The sequence below is a fragment of the Mesorhizobium sp. LMG 17147 genome (assembly GCF_024297145.1).
Lineage (GTDB): Bacteria > Pseudomonadota > Alphaproteobacteria > Rhizobiales > Rhizobiaceae > Mesorhizobium.
The window spans coordinates 221,533-244,937 of the sequence record NZ_JANCTC010000008.1 but is presented as its reverse complement, the minus strand read 5'-3'; the positions used below and the strand labels follow the sequence as shown (position 1 = coordinate 244,937).

17 protein-coding genes and 1 pseudogene are annotated in these 23,405 nt (G+C 59.9%); 4 read left to right on the top strand and 14 right to left on the bottom strand.

The genetic code is table 11. The features are described 5' to 3' along the window. Positions 1-23: 23 nt before the first annotated feature. Together NMG46_RS17565 and NMG46_RS17560 are read right to left on the bottom strand one after the other, a co-directional pair. Positions 24-249: pseudogene (locus tag NMG46_RS17565) on the bottom strand (hypothetical protein); the annotation flags it as partial. Then, positions 248-895, bottom strand: coding sequence for a TetR/AcrR family transcriptional regulator (locus NMG46_RS17560; RefSeq protein ID WP_254818898.1), 648 nt, complete (start codon positions 893-895; stop codon positions 248-250). The pseudogene NMG46_RS17565 and the gene NMG46_RS17560, both read right to left, overlap by 2 nt. A 286-nt stretch (positions 896-1,181) precedes the next feature. On the opposite strand from NMG46_RS17560, the gene NMG46_RS17555 reads away from it, so the two are divergent. Beyond that, entirely contained in the window at positions 1,182-2,075 is an 894-nt protein-coding gene (locus tag NMG46_RS17555; protein WP_254818897.1) for an NAD(P)/FAD-dependent oxidoreductase, read from the top strand. A 601-nt stretch (positions 2,076-2,676) separates the two neighbouring features. Here NMG46_RS17555 and NMG46_RS17550 read toward each other — a convergent pair. After that, positions 2,677-3,156, bottom strand: coding sequence for an SRPBCC domain-containing protein (locus NMG46_RS17550; RefSeq protein ID WP_254818896.1), 480 nt, complete (start codon positions 3,154-3,156; stop codon positions 2,677-2,679). 16 nt (positions 3,157-3,172) lie between these two features. After that, positions 3,173-3,532 carry a helix-turn-helix transcriptional regulator gene (locus tag NMG46_RS17545; protein WP_254818913.1) on the bottom strand — a complete coding sequence of 120 codons (360 nt, stop codon included), beginning with the start codon at positions 3,530-3,532 and terminating at the stop codon, positions 3,173-3,175. A gap of 570 nt (positions 3,533-4,102) precedes the next feature. On the opposite strand from NMG46_RS17545, the gene NMG46_RS17540 reads away from it, so the two are divergent. Next, positions 4,103-5,314 (top strand): carboxymuconolactone decarboxylase family protein, encoded by a 1,212-nt coding sequence (locus tag NMG46_RS17540; protein WP_254818895.1) that lies wholly within the window; start codon positions 4,103-4,105, stop codon positions 5,312-5,314. A gap of 196 nt (positions 5,315-5,510) precedes the next feature. Here the strand turns inward: NMG46_RS17540 and NMG46_RS17535 are convergent, their stop codons facing one another. Together NMG46_RS17535 and NMG46_RS17530 are read right to left on the bottom strand one after the other, a co-directional pair. Continuing rightward, positions 5,511-6,107 (bottom strand): NADPH-dependent F420 reductase, encoded by a 597-nt coding sequence (locus tag NMG46_RS17535; RefSeq protein ID WP_254818894.1) that lies wholly within the window; start codon positions 6,105-6,107, stop codon positions 5,511-5,513. Between the two features lie 41 nt (positions 6,108-6,148). Beyond that, the gene (locus tag NMG46_RS17530; protein ID WP_254818893.1) at positions 6,149-6,883 is read right to left on the bottom strand and encodes an SDR family NAD(P)-dependent oxidoreductase; all 735 of its coding nucleotides are present in this window, start codon (positions 6,881-6,883) and stop codon (positions 6,149-6,151) included. Between the two features lie 261 nt (positions 6,884-7,144). Here NMG46_RS17530 and NMG46_RS17525 point away from each other — a divergent pair, with 261 nt between their 5' ends. Further along, a complete protein-coding gene (locus NMG46_RS17525) occupies positions 7,145-8,041 on the top strand; it encodes a LysR family transcriptional regulator (RefSeq protein WP_254818892.1) in 897 nt (298 codons plus the stop codon). Positions 8,042-8,305: 264 nt separating this feature from the next. Here NMG46_RS17525 and NMG46_RS17520 read toward each other — a convergent pair whose 3' ends face one another. From NMG46_RS17520 to NMG46_RS17495, 6 genes are all read right to left on the bottom strand, one after another. Beyond that, complete coding sequence (locus NMG46_RS17520; protein WP_254818891.1) at positions 8,306-10,531, bottom strand: mechanosensitive ion channel family protein; 2,226 nt, start codon at positions 10,529-10,531, stop codon at positions 8,306-8,308. 437 nt (positions 10,532-10,968) lie between these two features. Further along, positions 10,969-12,039 carry an adenylate/guanylate cyclase domain-containing protein gene (locus NMG46_RS17515; protein ID WP_254818890.1) on the bottom strand — a complete coding sequence of 357 codons (1,071 nt, stop codon included), beginning with the start codon at positions 12,037-12,039 and terminating at the stop codon, positions 10,969-10,971. A 3-nt stretch (positions 12,040-12,042) separates the two neighbouring features. Then, on the bottom strand, positions 12,043-12,534 hold the full coding sequence (locus tag NMG46_RS17510; protein WP_254818889.1) for a Rab family GTPase: 492 nt from the start codon (positions 12,532-12,534) through the stop codon (positions 12,043-12,045). Between the two features lie 15 nt (positions 12,535-12,549). After that, entirely contained in the window at positions 12,550-15,120 is a 2,571-nt protein-coding gene (locus NMG46_RS17505) for an OmpA family protein (protein ID WP_254818888.1), read from the bottom strand. Between the two features lie 94 nt (positions 15,121-15,214). Continuing rightward, positions 15,215-15,880 carry a hypothetical protein gene (locus NMG46_RS17500; protein ID WP_254818887.1) on the bottom strand — a complete coding sequence of 222 codons (666 nt, stop codon included), beginning with the start codon at positions 15,878-15,880 and terminating at the stop codon, positions 15,215-15,217. Positions 15,881-15,917: 37 nt separating this feature from the next. Continuing rightward, complete coding sequence (locus tag NMG46_RS17495) at positions 15,918-16,136, bottom strand: hypothetical protein (RefSeq protein WP_254818886.1); 219 nt, start codon at positions 16,134-16,136, stop codon at positions 15,918-15,920. Positions 16,137-16,416: 280 nt separating this feature from the next. Here NMG46_RS17495 and NMG46_RS17490 point away from each other — a divergent pair, with 280 nt between their 5' ends. After that, the gene (locus NMG46_RS17490; RefSeq protein WP_254818885.1) at positions 16,417-19,272 is read left to right on the top strand and encodes a trifunctional glycosyltransferase/class I SAM-dependent methyltransferase/polysaccharide deacetylase; all 2,856 of its coding nucleotides are present in this window, start codon (positions 16,417-16,419) and stop codon (positions 19,270-19,272) included. Between the two features lie 87 nt (positions 19,273-19,359). On the opposite strand, the gene NMG46_RS17485 is transcribed toward NMG46_RS17490, so the two are convergent. Both NMG46_RS17485 and NMG46_RS17480 read right to left on the bottom strand, forming a co-directional pair. Continuing rightward, on the bottom strand, positions 19,360-20,040 hold the full coding sequence (locus tag NMG46_RS17485; protein ID WP_254818884.1) for a redoxin domain-containing protein: 681 nt from the start codon (positions 20,038-20,040) through the stop codon (positions 19,360-19,362). Between the two features lie 19 nt (positions 20,041-20,059). Then, on the bottom strand, positions 20,060-23,359 hold the full coding sequence (locus NMG46_RS17480) for an adenylate/guanylate cyclase domain-containing protein (RefSeq protein WP_254818883.1): 3,300 nt from the start codon (positions 23,357-23,359) through the stop codon (positions 20,060-20,062). Between the last annotated feature and the right edge of the window lie 46 nt (positions 23,360-23,405).

Here is a 23,405-nt window from a genome sequence, read left to right as displayed (position 1 = left end):
TATCGTCGGATGGCACCGTCGCATCACCTATCAAATGTTGTCCCGACTGCTGCCGGATCTGCGATGGAGAGAAGCGTCGACCGCATCCAGCCGGGAGCTTGGACCGCGGTAGATGCGAGCGTCTTTTAATCGTTTGAGAGAAAGATGAGGTGCCGCGATCTGTGCAAGGTCGGCTGCGCGCGCCGGCCCAATATGACGAAGCGCCTGGACGACGGTCCCGGCCAAGCTGCCCGGAGCAATCAAATGCTTATCCGGCCGCGTGGTCGTTGCCACCGTGCGCGGCGATGAACATGGCGACGGCCGACCGGCAATAGGATTCGATTTCGTTGTCGTCCTCTGCTCTCGCCTCATCGAAGCGTGCGATAATCAGGAGATCGGATCCTTTGAAAAGCGCAGCAAACAAGCGGGCGGACCGGAGAGGATCGGGCACGTTCAGAACCGCCTTCGCGTGCAACTGACGCAACAGGGCCTCGATTTGGGCGATGACATGGGCGGGACCGGCTTCGTAATGGAGCTTGCTTAACGACTTTTGATTCGTCTTGTCGGCCATGATCATGGCTTCGACACTGCGGACGTCCGGGCTCAACAGCGTGCGAAGCAGGAGTAATCCCACCGCCATGAGCTGATCTTCGGCCGAACCGTCGACGCCTTCAAAAAGAGCCTGTGGTGCAAACTGATGGCAGCGGGTCGCGATGGCCGCGCTGAACAGCGCCTCCTTGTTCTCGAAGTGCCGATAGATGCTAAGCTTGGATATCTTCGCCCGCTGGGCGACCTTGTCCAATGTCGTCGCTTGAAAACCCAATTCCACAAAGAGTTCGCACGCGGCGTCGACTATCGTTTGGCCAAGCGCCTCGTTGGCGGGCCGGCCGCGCCGGCCCTGGCTGTTTACAGTCACGACAATTCCCGTACTTGACAGTATCCTAATTCTTGCATTACGATACCATGTAGTATCTGAAATGTGCAAGCCAATGGGTAGGTTTCAACCTGTCCTCCAAATCAAGTTTCCCGGGCGCCCGGCGATATCGAATGCGGCATTGTCCGGCCGGTCAACACAGTGATGGGCGACTTTCTCGTCGATGCCGAAGCCCTGCTCGCTGCCGGTCTCGAGCGCGTATCGCTGGACGATATTCGCGCCAGGCCCAGCCCAACCCCCCTCCATCCACAACACGGAGTTTATCACCATGGATGACGTCATCATCATCGGCGGCAGCTTTGCCGGTCTCGCCGGCGCCCTGCAGCTCGGCCGTGCCCGCCGCAAGGTCACCGTTCTCGATACCGGCCTGCCGCGCAATCGCTTCGCCGGCCACTCGCATGGCCTGCTCGGTCACGATCACAAGCCACCTCTGGACATCCTGGCCGAGGCGCGGCAGCAGCTGGCGCGTTATCCCACGATCAGGCTGGTCAGTGCCCGTGCCGACAGCGTCTCCGGCGCCATCGACGATTTCTCCGTCCTCACTGGCGATGGCGAAAGCCTTGGGGCGCGCCGCCTGATCCTGAGCTATGGCGTCGCCGACCAGATGCCTGATGTTCGGGGCTTTGCCGAAGGCTGGGGCACGTCCATCGTGCCCTGTCCCTATTGCGACGGCTTTGAAGTCGCCGGCCAGCATTGGGGCCTCGTCTGGTCCGGCCCGCAGTCGCACAATTATGTCAGGCTGTACCACGATTGGACCGACACGTTGACGCTCTTCGCCGATGGTCACGACATTCCACCCGATATCCGGGCCGATCTGGCGCGCCGCAACATACCTGTCGTCGATGGCCGGATCACCGAGATCGCCCATCACGGGGGCCATATTGCCACCGTCAATCTCGATACCGGCCGCAATGTCGCAGTCGACATCCTGTTCGCCCATCCGCGCAACAAGCCGTCCGCAAGCCTGCATGAATCACTGGGCCTCGCCACGGTGGATACGCCCCTCGGCATCGCCCTCAAGGTCGACGAGCGCCGCGAAACCAGCATGCCCGGCATCTACGCCGCCGGCGACCTCGCCAACCCCCTCATGGCCTCGGTCACCACGGCATCATCGCACGGCGCGATGGCGGGCATCTTCGCCCAGCAGTCGATGCTGGTTTGAGAGCACAGATGCCCTTCTCCGGTTGCCGCGGGCCATCATATTATGAAGGTTGCGGGCCGGTGCCACGGAAACGCGGGGCCCCTCTCCCCTGAGGGGCGTCTTTGGCCGGTCAGCTGCGTCAGATCATGACGAAAGAGGATGCCGCTAACCTTCGACGCCTCATGGCTCTTCGAAATCCACTTTCGCACTATCGGAACATCAATGATCCGGTAAATCTATCGCGACGCGTCTTGGACTCGCAGCGCCGGTAGAGCACCATCTACTAAGCGATGCCAGCTTTGCAATCAGCATGGCGGTCAGGCTTCTGGCGCTACCACCGTTCCGACTGAGCGGCCGAACTATCCTCGACGAGGACATTTGATTGCGGCCCACCGCGCACGTCGGCCTCAGAATGCGTTTCCGAATGCGGTAGTGCTCCAGCGTAGAATGGCGCGCAAAAAGGTGGTTGAGGCGGACGCGCACGACGAGACCACCTCGGTTGGTCGTGTTGCCAATGAGGTTGATGATGGTCTCGTAGGTCCGCAGAGGGCGGCGACGACCTCGTCGGGGTTCTCTTCCGCGTAGTGAAGAGCCAAGCGGCCGACCCGCGAGATCGACGACTTCATGACCGTCCCACGCTCGCGCCCAGGGTGATAAGAAGCTCGTCCAGTTGCTCGAACGTCTCGACCATTGCATCCGCCGCCCCGGTGCCGGCAGCGTCGAGAACTTCCTTCGAGGGATAGAGCTCGTGCAGGACCAGCAGCGTCTTGCCACCTTTTTCCTCGAAGGTCACCGTGGTCACGGGCCCACCCTCACCATCTTCCTCATTGGTCCAGACGAGGCGCGAGTGCGCTGTCACTTCGAGGTACGTGCCGAAGAACACCATAGCATCGGGTTCGAACTCGAGACGGTACTTGCCCCCGACACGAACATCCATTTCGCAGGAACGCAGGAGCATGCCCATCGACTTCGGCACCCACCACAGCTTGAACAGCTCGGGCTTGGTCCACGCCTCGAACACGATGCGCGCCGGGGCGTCAAAGGTTCGCGTAACGACTAGCTCACGCTCGGACTTCCGTTCCACCGTCGTGCGGTTCTTCATGGGGGTAGGCTCACTCTCAGTTCCTGCGTCCATCGACCTTCTCCTTCTGTTTCAGTTCCTCGATAACCTTATCCAACTCGTCGAAGCGTGCGTCCCAGAGCTGGTTGTACCTCTCGATCCATGCCGCCTCTTCCTCTAGTCGGCGCAGGCCGAGCTTGCAGGTCCGCACGCGTCCGACCTTCTCCGTGGTCACGAGCCCCGCCTGCTCCAAGACGCCGACATGCTTTTTCATGCCCGTGAGGGTCATGTGGAACTTTTCGGCAAGGTCCGTGATCGAAGCGTCTGCACGTCCGAGATGCTCCAGAACGCCGCGTCGGGTGGCGTCCGAGAGCGCGGCGAACGAGGCATCGAAGCGGATCCGACCATACTTAACCATGTGGTTCAGTATGTAACACACGGATTAGCGGCATTCAAGGGGAGGCCGAGCGCGCGCTGCGTTGGTTCTCCATTGAGTGTAGAAAAAATTGCGCCGTTAGATCAGGGCGTTGCCATACTCAAGAACAATCGAGTGGGAGTGAGGGGCGTGCTGTGGAGTAAAGTAGGATAGGATATCGCGCTGTAGGCGATACCAGCACAGCAAAAGTAGCCGAGAGTTCTCAATTCGCGATGACTGGGATCAGCCGGCATTAGCGTCGGCTCCGACGATACAAACCCTCGACTGCAGAGGTCACGTTCCGAGGGTTTGTATCAAATCCGGCTGTGCCTGGTGTGGGGCGGGCGCGACCAGCATTCCTTGTCGAGCGCCTTCGACTATGGCTAGTTCCGCGATGCCTTCTTTGGTTTCGCGGCCAAGTCCGGGACGCTTCGTGAAAGAGATCGCCGATGTCGTGTCGCCCTAACGCGGCAATAACCGAGCACAGCGCACCGCACCCGGCCAGAGTTCTTTGGAGCTGCCCTTGTCGCCGTGGGCGGGACTCTCGCCACGGTCAATCAGAAGGCATATGCAATGACAACAACATCTCAAGCTAGTCGTTATTCGCGCGGTCTTGAAATCTTACGGCAGATTGGCGGAGAGAATTTCGACGCGCCGATTAATAGTCTTGCCGAGACATCCGTCGACCTTTCTCGTTTCACCGTAGAATACCCATACGGAGACGTTCTATCGCGGCCAGGTCTCGACCTCCCATTGCGTCAGCTGTGCACTATTTCAATGCTACTTGCCGACGGAAGCGCCCAGCCGCAGTTGAAGTTTCATATGGCGGGCTTCCTCAACGCCGGCGGCGAGCCGAAGGCGCTCATCGAACTCATGTTTATATCTGTAGCGCTCCTCGGCTTCCCGCCAACGGTAAATGCGATCGGCCTTATTCGTGCGGTGTTCGCTGAGCGCAAGCTCGCTTTTGAACCCATCGAGCCCTCCGCAGGCGATGGATCGACACGCCGACAGGCCGGGTTGGAGGCGCTCGACCGGCTCTCTGGAGGCGATGTGCAGGCATATTTCGATGGCTTTGCTGCCGGTTCGCCTGACCTCGCGCAACTCTCCATCGAGTTCGCCTTTGGTGAAATGCTGGCGCGCGACGGCCTCGACCAAAAAGCCAAACTGTTAGCAATCATCTCGATGCTTGCTGCCAGCGGCAATCGTGCGGCGGCGCTCCGTCTTCATCTCGCCGGCGCGCTTGCCCATGGCGTGACGCGAGAGGAAATCATCGAGGTGCTGATCCAGCTCAGCGTCTATCGGGGTTTTCCGGCAGCGCTCAACGCTTTCGCCGTCGCCAAGGATATCTTCGCTGCCGGGTCGCCAACGATTGCGGCAAACGTGCCCCCACCCGCCGTGGTCGAGAGCCGCGCAGACCGGTTGGAACGCGGGCGTGCTACGCTTGCAAAGACGTCCGGTTCATCGGGCGATGCCGTGGTCCGCAGTTTCGATGATGTCGCACCTGATCTCGGTCGAATGATCGTCGAGCATTCTTATGGTGAAGTGTTCTCGCGGAGCGGAATCGACATGAAGTCTCGGGAACTCAGCGCCTGCGCTGCTCTAGCAGCCGTTGGGTCTGCCACGGCAGAGATTCCGCTTCGCGTGCACATCAACGCCGCGTTGAACGTTGGCGCGACGCGGGAAGAAATCCTGGAAACGCTCATAAACCTCACTCCTTACAGCGGCTATCCCGCGACACAGCAGGCGGTTCGTATCGCAGCCGAGGAATTCTCTAAGCGCGGTTAGTCCCAAAAGGGCAGATCACCTCAGGGGCTTTCAAAACGGCTGACGACAGCCGATAACGGCGGAGCGGACGTAGGAGAGGCCGTCGCGAAACGGTCTCTCTCGCCCATGCGCTTTACTGCTGACGGTCTTTTATCAGGCGCTATGCCGAATGTGCGCGTGCCTGCGAAGCGGAAAATCGACCGATTGATGTCGATAGTCACTCCTTCTTGAACAAATCCTGGAAGATGAGCGGGCCCCAAGTACGGCCGCGCGCGTGCACCAGCGCGCCACCCTCGTTGAGCTCTCCCAGCTTGATGGGTGCGAACCCGAGTTGTTTGGCCAAGGCCGCCACGGGAGCGGTTGCGTCCTCGTCGTCGCTCGACAGAAAGACGACCCGGTGGCCGCCGTCAACGACCGGATCCGCAGCCAGGGTGGCCGCAATCAGGTGATTGAAAGCTTTGACGAGCTTAGCGCCGATGAACGCCTTCGCGATGACGACGGAGGACGGGAGACCGTCCAGCTCTTCAGGGACTGGAAACACGTTCGTCGCGTCGATGACTGTCTTGCCTTCCCAGCTCGGCAGGGCCTTCGCAACCTCGCGGTGCTCCCAGAACGGGATTGCCAAGATGATCGTGTCGGCCTCGAGTGCCTCCCGCAGCGACTTGGCGACGACCGTGGGGCCGATCGCCCGAGCCTGCGGCGCCAACGCCTCGGGCGGCCGGCGGCTCGCGACGGTCACGTCGATGTTTTTACGGGCGAAGGCGTGGGCGAGGGCCTGGCCTATCTTACCGAATCCTACAATCGCGTAGCTCATAATACTTCTCCAATCCGTGTTGGTATTGATTCCCCCGGCCTTCAGATGGCCGAGAAGCCGCCATCAACAGACAACTCCACCCCATTCACGAAGCTCGAATCGTCGGAAGCAAGAAACAGCGCGGCCGTCGCAATTTCCTCAGGACGCCCCATCTTTCCCCGCGGGATCAGGGATTCGAACATCTGCTTCGCCTCCTCGGTGAGAACCTGGTCCTGCATCGGTGTGGCGATCGGCCCCGGGTGCAGCACGTTGACCCGGATATTCCTGCCCTTGAGTTCGTTGAGCCACCCGCGTGCGAATGCGTGCAGCGCCGCCTTGCTCCCCGCATACACGCTGTAACCAGGAAAACCCTTTACCGAAGCAACTGACCCGGTCATGAAGATCGATCCGCCATCGTTGAACAGCGGCAACGCCTTCTGCACCGTAAACAGCGTGCCGCGCGTATTCAGGCCGAAGGCCGCATCGAAGTGCTGCTCGGTAATCTCGCCCAGTGGGACAGCTTCGCCCGTGCCGGCGCTCGCATACAGGACGTCGATCCTGCCCTTTTCCCGCTTGACTGTATCGAACAGGCGGTCGAGGTCGTCGAGATTGGCCGCGTCGCCGCGCACGCCGGTCACGTTTCGGCCGATCAGCTTGACGGCCTCGTCCAGCGCCTCCTGTCTCCGGCCCGTGATGAAAACATAGGCGCCTTCTTCAACGAACCGCTTGGCGCTCGCCAGCGCCATGCCGCTCGATCCGCCCGTGATGACTGCAACCTTACCCTCAAGCTTTCCCATGACTTCTCCTTTCGTGGTGTCGGGACAGCATCTGCCTCCGAGAACCTCGAAATGGGTCCGCCGGCGTCAGTTATTGAGTGCGGAAGCGCGCACATCGGTGGTGCGAAATCGATCCGGCTGGACGACTGGCGCTATGACCGGTGTCCGCCGTTCGGAATTGGGCCGCGCTCGCCGACATAGGCTATGATGGCCGCCCATATTGCTGTTCGATGTGTTAGATACGGGCTTTGGAAGGCGCACCCCGCGGTGCGGGATTGCACCATGATTGACTGGGACGACGTTCGCTACTTTCTTGCCGTCGCGCGCGGAGGCTCGGTGCGGGCTGCCGCCGAGCGCCTCGGGGTTAACCACACCACAGTGCTGCGGCGCCTTGCCCAACTGGAGGAGCGGCTGGGGGCGCAGATGTTCGAGAAGCTGCCATCGGGCTACCGCCTGACGGCTGCGGGCGAGGAGGTCCTCGAGTTCGCGGAGCAGATGGAGGCGTCGTCGAACCGGCTGGAGACGCGAATCTTCGGGCGCGACCAGGGCGTACGCGGACTCTTGCGGGTGACGCTGGCACCGCCCCTCGCGACACACCTGCTCATGCCGGACTTCGCCGATTTCGCGCGCCTGCATCCGGACATCGAGATGGAAATCTTGTCGTCCGGCGAGCTGGCAAATCTGACCAACCGAGAGGCCGATGTCGCGATCCGCGTCGTTTACGACCGCAAAACCCTGCCGCTCAATCTTCACGGCCTGAAGGGACCGGAGCTGTTCGGCGGCGTCTACATGTCTCGGGATCGACTAACCGCATGGCGTGCGGGTTCGTCTGATCCCATCCGGTGGATCGTCATAAGCATTCATGGCATCCCGGACTGGGCCCGCGAGGGTGAGGTTCGCACCACGGGGGTTCCGTTCAGGACCACGGACGGCGAGGCGCAGATCGTTGCAGTACGGCAAGGGCTGGGGATGACGACACTGCCGTGCTTCGTCGGGGATGCCGACCCCCTACTGGTGAGGGTGCCGGGCGCCGACCTACACATGCATGGAACGCTCTGGCTTCTCACGCAGGGGGAGACACGCAAGACGAAGCGCGTGCGGCTCTTCACGGAGTTCGTATCCCGCAGGCTCGCGGCGTACGCGCCGCTTCTCGCGGGACTGTCCATTTCGCGCGACTGACGTCCGGCAGGTAGCCGATGGCGCGGTCTCAAGCGTACCGCAGCCCGATGTAAATCTCGCGACGGTCTTTTTGGGAACTGCCGGTACGGCTCGGCCGGCGGTCGTCAGAAAGAAATCGATTGATTGATACCGATAGTCGCTGAAACCGAGCAATCGCGGACCGTCGAAATGGTGTTTGAAATCAAGAGCGCAAATTTCTGACGGATCGGCAAGACGTTCTTCGTCGTGAAAGCGGCGCTGTGACCGGCAGGTGTCACAGCTTCCCTATTCCGTTGTGCTAGCTTTTTTTCTGCGCCGATTGGTATGCGACTGCGCGACGGCCATTTTCAACTCGGGTGTGAGCTCCAACGGCGCATTCTCCGCCCCATGTGGGTTCTGTAGCCCCTGGACCTGGACGGTCGGAAATGGGAGTTCGATGCCCTGCTCCTTGAAGACTTGTCGGAGGCGTACATAGAACTTGCGTTTCATACCGAAGGCGCCTCCCGGTCTGGTTGTGGCCTTGACCCTCAACACGATGCCGTATTCGCCGAACTCCTGTACGCCCTGCATCTTGATCGGATCGAGCACCCAGTTTTTGAACTCTGGATCTTCCGCCAGTTCGAGGCCGATCCGCTTGATCAGCTTGCGAGCGAAGTCGATATCCGTGTCATAACCAACGGTGATGTTGAATTTGTCGATAACCCAGTCACGGCTCTGGTTCTGGACTGCCCCGAGTTCACCGAAAGGTATCGTGAACAGCGGACCACGATGGTGGCGCAGCTTCACTGAGCGAAGCGAAAAGCTTTCCACAGTACCCTTGTAATTGCCCGATGAAATGTATTCGCCAACACGAAACGCATCATCGAGCAGAAAAAACACACCTGAAATGACGTCCTTGACGATGGTTTGTGCGCCAAAGCCCACGGCGACGCCGACGACGCCGGCGCCGGCGATCAATGGGCCGATCTGGATACCCAGCGAGGCGAGCATCATAAGCACCGCCATCACGATGATCGACGCGAGCAGAATGTTCTGGAGGATCGGCAAGAGCGTGTGCAGCCGCGCCTGTTGCGGATCGAGGACCGGAACGTCCTCGTCGCTGATCACAGGGTGCGGTGTTTCGATGCCCAGCTTTCGTTCAATCAAAGCTTTGATGATCGACCAGCCGAAGTCGGCGGCGAGGGCAATCACCACGACATTGATCAAGCCGCGCAATATGAACGTCGTCGTCGTATCGCTGTCCCGCATGGATTGCATGTCCAGACCCCAGACACGTGCGAGAAGGTAAGCCGCCACCAGGATGAAAATCATTCGGATTCCGCGATCGATGACAGCGATCGTCACCGCTGGGATCGTGGGCCGGCCGACATCTTCCGAACCTGGCCGAAGAACGAAATTAACCCCGCGCTGCGTCACCACGATTGCCAAAGGCAGGAAGAACGCGGCGAAGGTGAACCAGAAGTATGTATTAAGGCCGGCGATACGTTGCAGGAACAGGACGACGAAATAAGCAGTCAATAGCCATGTCGCTTCCGTGTGACCGATGTGGCGCGCACCGTCTCGCTGCGTTCTTGGCCGACGCCAAATGGCAAGCAGCAGGAGCAACAGCAGCACGAAATCGGCGCCCAGTGACAGGACCATCATTCCGTCCTGATCGATGCCGAGACCTGGCAAGAGGATAAACGCGGCCCCGAAGAAGGCGAAGACGCCGACGATCCGGGGCAGCCAAAAGGACCAATGGTCAGCCGCTTCGTTGGTGATCGGCAAAGCACGAACCTCGACGGCGTTCTCGACGTTCATGAAGGAAGGGACGAGCGTGGCCATGACGTACATGCGCACACCCCATGTAACGACTGCCGCCATCAGAAATGTCAGTACAATCTCGCGGATAAGCATCGGCCAGTCGAACAACATGAATGCGCCGGCGCTGCCCAGTGCGAAAGAGACTATCAGCATGCTGGAATAAAGCAGGCGGCCACCAATCTTCTTGGCTCGCCCAACCGGCGTATCCTTCGGTTGCGCGATAATCCAGAGACGAAATGGGCGGGTGAGCTTGTACGTTGCCCAAGTGAGCGCCAGGCCGGCAGCGATGAACATCGCAATCAGCACAAATACGCCGGCAGGCCCCTTGCTGGACATATCCTCCATTGTCTCTGCCCGAACGCGCGCGAACTGGCTTGGCAGCAAGGGCAAAGTTCGCACGATTCTTTCGATATGATGCCTGATCCCATCGAGCGTCGAGGATGCCATCGTATTCATCGGGCCTGGTGCGGCTACGGCGCCGGACGATGCGTCGGTCGGCGAAGCCCCTGGCTCGGCAGGCGCTCTCGTTGACCCGGCGTCCTGATTTCGCTGTTCGGCCACCCAGGCCTTCACTGACGGATCGTCGAGAAGCTCGAACAGCTGTTTGACCCTTTCAGGCGGGACCGTCGCCGGCGCCTGCGCCTGTGCCTGACCAGCCAACAAAAGGGCGATCCCAAAGACGAGCGGCCTGGCAATCAAGGCAAGCATCGCAGTCAGGTCTCCGAGACGCCGTGCCGGGCGCGCCAGATTCCTGGCCCCCAATCGTCGAGTGATGCGTGGCATCGTGCTGTAACCTTCCGGTCAAATCGGCAAGCAACGACATCTATGTCGGTTGTTGCCCTACCTTGAAGAAACCGATGTTGCGGTGCAAGACGTCATCGTTCCGAGCCGGACCTTGCGCCGGGTACTTGGCGGTGTTTATTTAGCCGCGGGGGCAGGGCATTCCGACCTCGGCCCAGGTCTCCGGCCGTTCTATGAACTGGGCATCGACGTTAAACCTCAGGAACTGATTTCCTGAGCTGACCAGGACAGACCTTTGGCGGTCGCTCGGTGGTCAACTGCTTCGCGCACCGCTGCGGACATTGGAAACCATGATGTTGCTTGAGATGCAATGCGCTTCCGAGTCGGGGCTGCCATGCGGCAAATCAGGCCGGGAGCCGCCACATTCGCACACGACCTGTACCACGCAATTCCGTTTCCTCGAGTGGGTCGCAAGCAAAATTTGGTCCAAGCAGTTGATGAGTTGCATCCGAAATACGGATTTCATCGGGCTCCGCGGACGTTTGGATACGTGCGGCGAGATTAACGGTGTCGCCCCATAGGTCATAGGCAAACCGCCTTTTGCCTATGACGCCCGCCACGATTGGTCCCGAGTGAATTCCAATTCTGAGTCTTATCGGTTCTCCTGCGAAGCGTTCGCGCTTGACCTCGTTGCGCAGTTCAAGTGCATAGTGCGCAAGGGCTTCCGCATGATCGGATCGCGCGGCGGGCAGGCCAGCGACCACCATCACACAATCGCCGATTGTCTTGATCTTTTCGCAGCCGTATTGCTCCGAGAGCAGATCCGCCGCCTTGAAGAAGTAATTTAAAATAGCGAGCGTCGTTACGGCTCCGACGCTCCGCGCTCTTTCCGTAAAACCGACGATGTCGGCAAAAAGCACACTCACGTCAGCATGGTTGTCTGCAATTTGTTCGTCCGCTTTTAAGCGCTCCGCGATCGACGCCGGAAGAATGTTGAGGAGTAGGGCTTCGGCGCGTTGGTATTCACGCGACAATCCCTCTTGGCTCGCCCTCAACGCCTCGTTCATCGATTGTAATTTCTCGTTGAGTTGACGCTCCCTCTCTTGCAGAAGCGTCATTTCATAAGCCTTCTGTTGAAGCCGCTGCCTATTGTCGCGTTCGGCAGCGGCGTCAAGAAAGAGCAGCCACACGCAGGCATTGTCAGCAAAAAGATGGAGGTCCGCGACACGCCCGCCGGGCAGTTCGACCATGTCCATATCAAATGGAAGCTCCGGGCAGGGCAACAAACCTTCCATGAATTCAAGCTGCTCGGCAACAGGCTTACCTATGCGAACTGACGAGAGTCCGTAATGTTTAACGTTACCGCCCTTCGCAGCTACGCAAAGCTGGGCGTCGATTTTTAGATATGCGACCGAGCGCTCGTTGTAGAAGAAATCGTAAATCCAGCTTCTAACTTCTCTTGGCAAGACATGCATGGTTTATTTGCTGACCATCGAAGCAAGTTGACGAAACGCATCATCAACATGTTCACCCGAAAGCGCACTTGTTAGATAGATTTGCCATCCAAGTTGCCTCAGTTCGTCAATTTCACTATCCGATATTGCCCACCGATCGGCCAGATCGGATTTGTTGAACAGCAATACAAACGGCATAGCGCCGAATTCAGCCTCGGCCCGCTCGCGCAACGTGAGCGCCACGGCAAGAGTAGCAGCGCGTGTTCCATCGACGACAAGCACGAGCCCACTCGCACCTCGCACATAGCTGACGCGGAATGAGCCGATATCGTCTTCGCCGGCCAAGTCCCACAAAATCAGATCCACGGTTTTGTCCGGGAATGCGACACTCTTCTTGTCGATTTTCACTCCCACCGTGGTCAAGTAGGTTTCTGAAAAGATGCTTTGCACAAACCTGCGAACCAGACTCGTCTTTCCGACAGCGAACCCGCCCAACATGCAGATCTTCTTTTGCAATATCCTGGGCTCCGCCTAGTGGAAGTTTACCGTAACCGAAACTCTGCGGTTCGCGGAGCTCCCGGTTCGGCTATTTTCAGTCTCCGCTGGCTCAAAGGTGCCCGCGCCGCGAACCAAGAGCAATTCCGGATCGACGCCGCGCTTCTTGAGAAGCGCACGAACTGTTTCCGCGCGCGCGGCGCTGATCGACAACTTGGCCGTTTCACGGCCCGTCTCGTCCGAATGGCCGGTCAACATGAACTGTGCTGTTACCCCTGCCTTGCGGGCGTCCGTGGCCAATTCCTTCAACTGATTCGCCAATTTGTCGAGAACCGGCAGTTGCTCTGGTCCCGGTACAGCCTTGCCAGAATCGAAGAAAATGTTGACCGCTTGAATAGCCTCCCTCAAATGAGTCAGTTCCGGAGGGGTCAACTCACGCAGCTCGGAGAGTTCTAGAGAGAGTCCGTCCGCGGACAGCTGTTGGGCGGCGACCCGCGCCCGATCTATCCAGGCGGCAGGAGCCTCACCCTGGGCAACGATGCGATCCTTGATGATCGAAAGCCGTACTGAATCCGGCGGAGTCAGCGACGCCATCAGCCGCTTCACCACGAACTTCGGATGAAGGCTTTGATAGAATTGCCACTGCGAATGAACGCGGGCAGGATCGACCCCTGTTCCGGACAGCAGAACCTGCGGGTCGGCGGCCTGCGGGTCTCTCAGGCCGGAAATATAGAAATGTCCGCCCCTCGCCGTTTGCTGGGCGACGATGATTCCCGCTTGGGCCTCCAGTCGTGACACATAGGTCTGCCAGTGCTCCGCCGCGCGTGCTTCGGGGCTCACATCACGAACTTTGGAGATGTCGAATTCCGGTCCGCCTGCCGAAAGCTGTCGAGCCGCTGCGCGCGCCCGATCTATCCAGGTGTCGGGAGCCTCACCCTCGGCAACGATGCGATCATCGACGATCGAAAGCCGAACCGATTTCGGCGGGGTGAGCGACGCTGTCAGCCGCTTCAGCACGAACTCCGGCTCAAAGCTCTGATAGAATTGCCAGTGTGAATGAACGCGGGCGGGATCGACCTGCGTACCGGCCAACAGCGACTGCGGGTCGGCGGCAAGAGGGTCTCTCAGGCCGGCAATATAGAATTGGCCATCGCGCACCTTTTGTTCGGCAACGATAATACCCGGCTGGGCCTCCAGTCGCGACACATAAGTCTGCCAGCGCTCCGCCGCGCGTGCTTCGGGGCTCACATCACGAACCCTGGAGATATCGAATTCCGGTCCGCCTGCCGAAAGTTGTTGGGCTGCTGCGCGCGCCCGATCTATCCAGGTGTCGGGAGCCTCCCCCTCGGCAACGATGCGATCATTGACGATCGAAAGTCGTACTGAATCCGGCGGAACCAGCGACGCCGCTAGCCGCTTCAACACGAACTCCGGATCAAGACTCTGATAGAATTGCCAGTGTGAATGAACGCGGGCGGGATCGACCTGCGTTCCGGCCAACAGCGACTGCGGGTCGGCGGCAAGCGGGTCTCTCAGGCCGGTAATATAGAATTGGCCATCGTGCACCTTTTGTTCGGCAACGATGATGCCCGGCTGGATCCCCAGTCGCGACACATACGCCTGCCAGCGCTGCCCGGATTGCCAAGAAAGAAAGAACCAACCGCCTGCGGGAATCAAAACCAGCAGGACTGCAGCCAGGACCAGCCACGGAAATCCCTGGTTTGATTCCTCCTGCTTCAGATCAACGCAGGTCTGCAACTGCGTCTCGACGCCGGCCAACTGCGAACTGTCGCCGTCAAACTGCTCCAGGGCCTGTGAGCATTCATCATGGATGCGAAGCAATACATCGCGAATTATTTCATGTAATTCCTCCGGCGGATTTCCCCGGATCACCGCAACCAAGGTCGCAAACGGCCCAACTTCCGACCAGAGACGAAGCTCCCCGAAACGGATAGTGTCCAGGCCGCTCTGTTCTTTCTCGTTAAATGAGTCTTTTACAAAATCCTGAATTGCACTAAGCATCGAGGAAATCAGTTGAGGATCTTCGCTGGTTGCGTTTTCGGCAGTTACATGCTTGATCAAAAGCCCGGAATTGCGGTGAATGAGAAAGACATGTTCTACACGATAGACAAGAGAATGCCTAAGAACAACTTCTGAGAAGCTTGCCCCCGTTCTCCAAGCTTCAAATCTCCACTTGAGCCCATGCCAAGTAAATATGTGTCTTAAGGTTTCATTCAGCGACTGAAAGGTTTGGTCGATCTTTTCGCCGATCGACTTGCGAATAGCCGGCAGAAACACCGGGTATAATATATCCGTCAGCGTGCGCGGGCTTTTCTGGATGGACCGTTGCACAGCCCTCTCGACAACTGGCGCAAGGGCCTCGCCGAGTTGCGCGTGAGACGCCCGTGCGGCTGCACTGGAGAGGACGCCCCCCACTGCCGCCGCAAGCTGCTCAGGTTCGTCGAGCAGGTGGGTAACTCGTGAAAGCTCCGAAATTTCGCGGCCGACCAGCAACTGGCGAAGCGTTTCCATGCGAGGATCGGCGGTTGGGATTCCGTCGAGACGCGCACGATAGTCCGGATCAACGTTCCGGGCAATTTCGATCAAAAGGCGAGCCAGAGCCTCGCGATCAATCTCTGTATCGTTCGAAGCTGCTCTTTTAGGGAGGCTGATTGGGTCGACAGTCGACGTCAAGGTCCCATCAACTCACTTTCCAGGTACGCTCCGAGTTGTTCTTGCTGCCGGCGGGATCCTGATTTAGACATTTTGCAACCTCGACAAACAGGCCAGCCAAAAGATTTCGGTCGGTCTTGACATTGCCAAGATCGGAAAACATTTTCTCCATCAGCATCTGAATGCTTTCATTCTTTTGCTTGATTTCCTCACGCAGCAAATGATCGTTTCGATTTATCCGGTCCGCGACTTCCCGCTCAAGCTCGCTCAACTGATCCGACAACGCGCGCACCTGCTTTTCGAGCGCCTGATTTTGCTCGCGAAGATTCCGATCAATCTCCTTATCGGCGTCGGCTCGCGCGTCTTTTTCGTTCCGCAATTGCGCCGCAAGCGAGTCGACCTGCTTCTTTGCATTTGACTCGTACATTTCAAGATTGCGCTTGGCCTCGGATTCGACATCCTTGAAGCGCTGCAAGACCCGTTCTTCAAGCTTGGAGAAGCGGCGGTCATAGTCCTGCATCTGGTTGCCGAACAGCAGATCACGTATCTTGTCGACACCTACGGCGTCGCCGGGAGGCCCGCTCTCGCGAGCCTGGCCCGCCATGAAGTTCAGCCCGCTTCCGTCTGCATTACTTGTCAGATTTGCGTCCGCTTTATTTGCCGAAGAAGCGGTACTCGAAGATTCCTTGGCCATCCCATGCCCCTTCTTTTGACATTGCCACAGCGCTAATTTAGAAACTGATAAACATGTCAGCAAAATAGCCGGCCCGCAAGCCGGAATTTTCTCGGCTCAAGTCGGTTCGTGCGTCCCCATTCGGATAGATTTCGACATGCGGCTCGATCCGGATCAGCTTGCGCTCGTGTCTTCGCCCGCGATCATCTTTTTGCAGACGAAATGCGCGAAAGGAAATGCCCCGGCGCATCGACCTCAGCTCCAAGCCGTCAGGCATGCGCGCTTGCTATTCAGCCTGTCTTCAAGTCTTTTGCCTGTCTCTAATTCGCCCCGATCTTGACAGGGCAGTGCTGCCATCCGATGCCGCCATCCGGTTTTGACATTCGCCGACTCTTGCCGAAGAAAACGAAAGCTCGATGATCCAGGACAATGCTACCGCAAGGCGGTATGGTACCGATTTTCAATGCCGAGCAAACCGTCGGCGCAACGCTTGCCGGCAGGCCAAGAAAGATCAACGCATCTTGTTCTGCCTTCGAACCGGGCGCGGGTAGGACGGCGTGGCGCATGATCCCTTGGTTTCAATCGTGGTTGCTGCGCACAACGCGGAGGTAACGCTGGCGCGCGCACTCGATTGCCTTCTCGATCAGGAAATAGTGGATTGGGAGGCGATCATCGTCGACGACGCCTCCATGGACCGCACCCCCGCAATCATCGCCGGTTATGTAGAGCACGATGCCCGTTTTCGGATGTTGAGCTCTTGCGCGCATAGCCCCGCCGGCGCGCGCAATAGCGGGATTTCGACAGCGCGCGGCCGCTGGCTCATGTTTCTGGATGCCGACGATTGGGTGGATGCCAGCTTCCTCGCAAAAATGCTGGCCGCACTGAAATCCGTTCCCGATGCAGTGGCCGCCTATTGCGGTTCCCGGCGCGAGATGCCCGATGGCGAACTCACCCCGTCGAGCATCGCAACGGAGGTTGCGATTCAGCCCTTCGAGACATTCGCCCGCAGACGTGCCATCGCCATTCACGCGCTGCTGGTCGACCGGGAGACAATTGTCGAGTTGGGCGGTTTCGATGTGTCGCTGCGCACCTGCGAGGACTGGGACCTGTGGCAGCGCCTCGCACGTCTGGGCAAAAATTGGGTGATGGTCGATGAGCCGCTCGCTTTCTATCGGACCAGCCCCAACGCGCTCGGCCGCAATTCGGCGCAGATGCTGGCAGATGCTGAAATCGTGATCGCCCGCGGCTTTTCCGCCGATCCCAGGGTCAAACACCCGGCGTCGGCTCACGCCAATGGAGCGATCGAGGCGAACGGCGGCACCGCCTCCGAGGCACTCGCGTGGTTCGCGTTGTGGAACGCCGCGTCGGATTGCGGCAGCGGCTCGCGCTCGATCAACCCGCAGTCCCTGCGCGCGCTGCCGCCAGGACGCAAATGGGCGCGAGAGATCGCCAAGGTGATCTTCGATGGCCTGGCGGTCGGAAGCCTGTCGGTGCCAGCGCAATTGGCTGCCAGGTGGGACAGGTTCGGCGGCTCCCTCACCGAGTTGATCATCGAACTCGGTAAGGTCTGGAACAATCCCGACGCGGCTCGCCGCGTCCAGTATCATCTTGAGCAAATGCTGCTCGACGTCGACGATCTCGCCGCGCCACGCAGGCTGGCGCGGACACTTGGAATTCGTGTCGACGCGCGAAATCCGACCTCGATCGAAATGCCGGAAGGAATCGATCAAATCTATGCCTATCTGATGATGGATGGCCAGATCGAGGCTGTCGTGCAATTCGGCGTACTTGGGACAGTGACAAGGGATTATTGGATCGAATTGATCCTGAATGTCGTGCCCCCTGAGCGGCTTGAAGGCCGGTCCGATCCGGACAGTCACTTCGGCAAACTCGCCCAATTGGCCGAGGAAGCGCGGGAGCTGGTTCGGTCGAGCACCGAACCTGCGGAGCCTCCCCCGGCGCTGCGCCGCGCACGGGCCAGGCACGACAAGGATCGCACGTCGTTCTGGAATGGCTATTTCGCGACCGAGGATCCCTGGAATTACGGTTCGTCCTATGAGCAGGAGAAATATGAGCGGCAGCTCGAAATTCTGCCTGCCGGTCCCATTGGACGGGCGCTTGAGCTGGCCTGTGCGGAAGGCCACTTCACGCGGCAACTGGCGCCGCGCGTGAGCCATTTGACCGCAACTGACATCTCCGCCACAGCCATCGAGCGGGCGCGCGCGCGATGCGGCGATCAGCCGAATGTTGAGTTCGGCGTACTGGATTTCACGGCGGATACGCTGCCGGGTGAGATGGATCTGATCTTCTGTTCGGAAGTGCTCTACTACCTGGATGATCTCGCCGAGTTGCAACGCTTCGCCAAGAAAGTCGTTGAGGCATTGGCGCCTGGCGGCAGCTTCATCAGCGCACACGCATTCGTGCTACGTGACAATCCTGAGAGGACGGGCTTCGACTGGAACACATTCGGTGCACAAGCGATCTCGGAGACGCTGGCAGGGACCGAAGGTCTTGTCCTCGAGCAATCGATCCAGACCGAGCTCTATCGCATAGACCGCTTCCGCCGCCTGTCACCAGGTGACGTGGCGACGGAACCAGTCATTGATCATGTGCCAATCCGCGCGCGCATCGATATGGGGGTCGCGCGAAAAATCGTCTGGGGCGGGGCGCGGGCCTTGCGCCGCGACGTCGCACGTAGCGAGCGGCGGCAGCGTATCCCTGTCCTCATGTATCACAGCGTCTCCGATGAAGGTCCGGCCGCGCTCGCCCGTTTTCGGCTCACGCCCGCCGCATTCGCCAGCCAAATGACATGGCTGCGCGCCAATGGCTTTCACGCGATTAGCTCCGAGCAGCTGGAATGGTTCATCGCCAACCGTCAGCCTTTCGTTGGCCGCCCGGTGCTCATCACCTTCGATGACGGCTTCCAGAACTTTGCCGACCATGCCTGGCCGACCCTGCGCGCGAACGACCTGACCGCGGAAGTGTTCCTGGTGACGGACTTGGTGGGTGAAAGTGCACAGTGGGACGCCTACAGCGGCCCGCCGACGCCGCTTATGGACGCCGGGACGGTGCGACGCCTCGCCGGCGAAGGCGCCTTCTTCGGAAGCCATCTGGCGACGCATCGCGCGATCGATGGTCTGTCGAGCTCTGACTTGGCCGCCGAGCTTCTGCGCTCTCGTATGTTCATCGAACGCTGGACCGGTCGGCCAACCGCGGCGTTCGCGGCACCCTTCTCAGTCACCGACCGACGGCTTGGCAGGCTGGCCAAGGAGTGCGGCTATCGAATCGGCTTCGGCGGCAGACACGGGCCGGCGGACCTCGATTGCGATCCCATCGACCTTCCGCGCATCGAAATTCGTGGGGATCGTTCGCTCGATGACTTTGTTGCGGTTGTCGAGGCCGTGCTCGCATGAACCGTGAACTTGTCAGTGTCTAGATTTGTAACAAGTTGGTTCCGCGTTTTTGTTCAACGTCCCGTTCCGCTTACCTCGTTCGCAAGTCTATTGGGCGACTTGGGACACGGCTGACATCAGCTCCTGCGGGCTTGGCGCCCCAAACATGTATCGCCCGCCCTCTGGAACCTCCGTGAAGCTCCAGCGGACGATCCCCTGCCGGTCCAGCAGGAACTGACCGATCAATTGTCCGTGTCCCGTTGCTATCATCTGCTCGTCGGCTTCGGTCAGTTCGTAATGGTCCTTCTTGTTGAGGATTTCGCTGGCCTCAAGAGGATCCATAGGACCGGGCAACTCGCCTGGTATGTCGACCCGCATATCCTTTGCCGCTGCCATCGAGACCTTGTACGGCCAGTTCGTCTCGTTTTGGGTGAATTCGAGATTGGGCAGTCCAAAAGCACGATGTGAAGCGCGTTCAGGGTCGGAGGCCGCAAGCAGATTCGGCATCGGATGGTAGCGGAAATAGAGACGCGCCCGTTCGATCGGCGTGTTGACCACCGTCAGGCTCTCCACGCCCTTTTCGCGCAGCTCCGGATCAAGCCGCGCCTGGGCGGCGATATGGCGCCGGCAAAACGCACAATGCAGACCTCGAAACAGGCCGACCAGCACCGGTTTTTGTCCGCGAAAGTCGTCAAGCGCGATCTTGCCTTCCTGGGTAATGGCGTCGAGTACCACGTTCGGCGCACGGTCGCCCGGTTGAAGCGGCACCAAGTCACTACGCGCGGACATTTCCAACCTCCAACCCCGGCTAGTCGAGAAAAGGCAGCACCACGAGCGCTTCCGGGTCGAGCCCGTGCTGGGCGCAAATACCCTGCGCCAGGGAAAAGTAGCGTTCGGCCTCGGCCAGATTGTCGAGGTCGAGATTAAGCGTTGCAAGACCATCATAGCACGGAAACAGCAGTTGGGGTTCGCCCGTTTCGCGGGCTACGTCCAGTGCTTCGTGGAACAAACCAACGGCCAGGTCCGGACGGCCGTTGCACTGATGGATCTGCCCAAGCACGATCAACGGCACCGGCAGGTGCTCGCGCTGGTCGAGCGCCCGGTCGATCTCGATGGCCTTCTCGGCAGCAGGCACGCCCTCCGTTGGACAGCGATCCGTGAAAGTACAACAAGCGACCGCCAGATTGGCGAGGAGGCGCGCCTGGAAACCCAAATCACCAATACGGCGCGCCACTTCAAGACCGCGCCGACAGACCTCCATCGCCTGTGCCGGATCGATGGTCGTGTATAGCACGCCGAGATTGGTGTAGCCGCGGCAAGCCGCGCCCAGCAGACCGGCGGCTTCGGCCAATTCAATGCTACGCTCAATCTGACGCACGGCCTCACGGTTTCGCCCGAGGCGAGCCAGCGCGACAGCCTTGGTATTGAGTGCCTCGGCGGTCACAAGAGTGGCATCACACCCAACCTCGGAGACATGCTCCGTTGTCAGATTGCGTACGCAATCCAGCGCCGCGTCTGCCCATTTTGCCGCGAGAGCGTGATCTCCGCTACGGAACGCCTGTCGGCCACGTTCTTGCCACAGATGCGCCTGCTCGATCGGGGCATCCGCCCCATCGAGGAGCGCTGCCGCCTCAGCATAGCAGGGTTCTGCCTTGTCCCGCTTGCCGACATCCCAGAGCAGCCGACCGATCTTACGCAAAACTCGCGCCGAGGCGACGCGATTGGCCGATTCGCGGTATGCCTGCAACACCGTCTCGTAGTGGTGGTGCGCGACCTCGCGGCGGCCTGCCGGGCCGCTCAAATCGGCAATGCGCTCTGCAATTGCCAGTTTGAGCGGTGTTTGCCCGATCGCTTCCAATGCTGTCAGTGCTCGCTCGTAGAAACGAAGGGCGTCGTCGTTGGCGTATATCATGCGAGCGCGATCGCCTGCCGCCTGCAGGTAATGCGCGCCCTTCTCCCGCTCGGCGCTCTGTGCGAAATGATGACCGAGCACGGTCAAATCCTCGAGCCGTTCCGGCTTGTCGCCGCACAGTTGCTCCAAGGCAGCACCGACCCGCCCATGGATGTCGGTCCGGCGTTGCAGGAGCAGATTCTGGTAGATCACGTCCTGCAGCAATGTTTGCGTAAAGCGGTAGCTTTGCGACGAGACCGAGCCTGATCCGGCAACTTCCTCGATGATTTCCGCATCGCAAAGCAGTTCGCAGCCGGCTTCAAGCCGGCCGGGGTCGGCTGTCACGGATTTCAGAAGTGTGGCGTCGAAGCGCGGGCCGATTACCGCAGCCTCCTGTGCCAACCGGCGCACCTCTGGGGGCAGCCGGTCGACGCGGGCAAGCAACATCGCCTGGATAGTGGCGGGGATGCCGGTTGCGACTTCGCCGGCCACAGTCCGCCATCGCTGGCCCTCTCGCATCAGTACACCGCGATCGATAAGGCCGCGAACGATCTCCTCTACAAAAAGGGGGTTGCCGCCCGCGCGCTCGAGGATCTGATCGAGAAGCCCTCCTGCGGAGTTTACCCAGCTCTCGCCGAAAAGCGCCGCGAGCAGCCTGCGTCCGTCATCACTATTGAGCGGCGGAAGCCTGAGCGCTGTGTGACTGACCCGACTTGAGTCCAGCTGGTCGTTGTCCGGCGCCGGACGATGCGTGACCAGCAACATCAACCGCGTGCGTTCTAACCTGTCCATTACGAAACGTAGTGCCTCTAGCGACACGGCGTCGGCCCAGTGCAGGTCTTCGACGACAATCAACAGCGGCGACAACGCAAGCCGCCGTTCGATGATTGTGCGGACTGCGTAGAGAATTTGCCGCCGCAACTGCTCAGGCTCGACATGCTGCAAGGTGGCATCGGGGTCGCCAAGGCCGAGCACATGATAGAGCAAAGGCATCAGCCGCTTCGCCTCCTCGCCCTGCAGGCCGAGATCGGCAAGCAAGCCTGCGAGCTTCCCCCGCATTTCGTCGCCATTGTCGTTTTGCATCATCCCGGCAGCGCTGCGCACCACGGCGCCCAAGGCGCCAAAAGATTGTTCACCCAGCGGTGAGCACGTGGCCTGCCGCACGGCGACGTTGCGAAAACGATCCTCGTCGCCGACGCGGGCGACGAACTCCTTCACCAGCCGCGATTTCCCGATGCCGGCTTCTCCGACGAGGCGAACAAGTTGGGCCGAGCCGCCGCACGCCTGGTCAAGGCTCGCCAGCATTCTATTGAGCTCCGCACCACGACCAATTAGCGGCGCACTGAGGCCGAGCGCCTCGAGCCCGCGCGCTGCACGCGGCACCGCTAACGGTGCGTCCAGTCGATGGACGAGCACGCTGCCAGCTTTGCCGCGAAACACGACATCACCGAGCGACTCATAAGAGAAGGCATGCCGGGTCAGCCTGTGAGTGAGCTCGCCTACCAGCACCTCACCCGGTGCGGCCAGCGATTGCAGGCGTTGCGCCGTATTCACTGTGTCGCCGGTCACCGAATAGGATCTGGCGGTGCCGATGCCCAATCCGCCAGTAACGACCGGACCAGTGTTTATGCCGATGTGGAGTAACAGAGGCGAGCCGGAGTGGGGGGTGCTTTCGCCGAGCCGCGCCGTCCGGGCGATCATGTCGAGAGCGGCGCGAAGCGCACGTTCCGGATCGTCCTCATGCGCGACCGGCGCACCGAACAAAGCGAGCAGTGCATCGCCGATGAATTTGTCGACGAAACCACCAAAGTTTCGCACGGCCGCCGTCAATTCCTTGAACAGTTTATTCTGCAGCGCTTGCATGACCTCGGGGTCGAGCTGCTCGCTGAGTGTCGTGAAGCCGCAAAGGTCGGCGAACAGGACCGTTACGGTCCGGCGATCGGCGTCGGAGACGGGATGCAGCCCTTCTTCGCTTTCGATGTTCGGAAGCAGCGACGGAGTTCGAGAAGGCGGCACAATGGTCCGGCTTGGTGCCGGAGCAGGCCGTTCGACGGCTTTTGCGGGCGCACCGACGCTTGCCCCACATTTCGGACAGAACTCGAAATCAGGTGCGCAGGTGTAGCCGCAACTGGCGCATGGCACGGGCTGGCGCCTGCCACACCTCGGACAGAAGGCGTAACCGCCCTCAATCTCGAAACCGCAGCCCGAGCAGTCCATCGAACAAGACCTCACTAGTGGCCGTGACGGCGTGATCTCGCCCGCA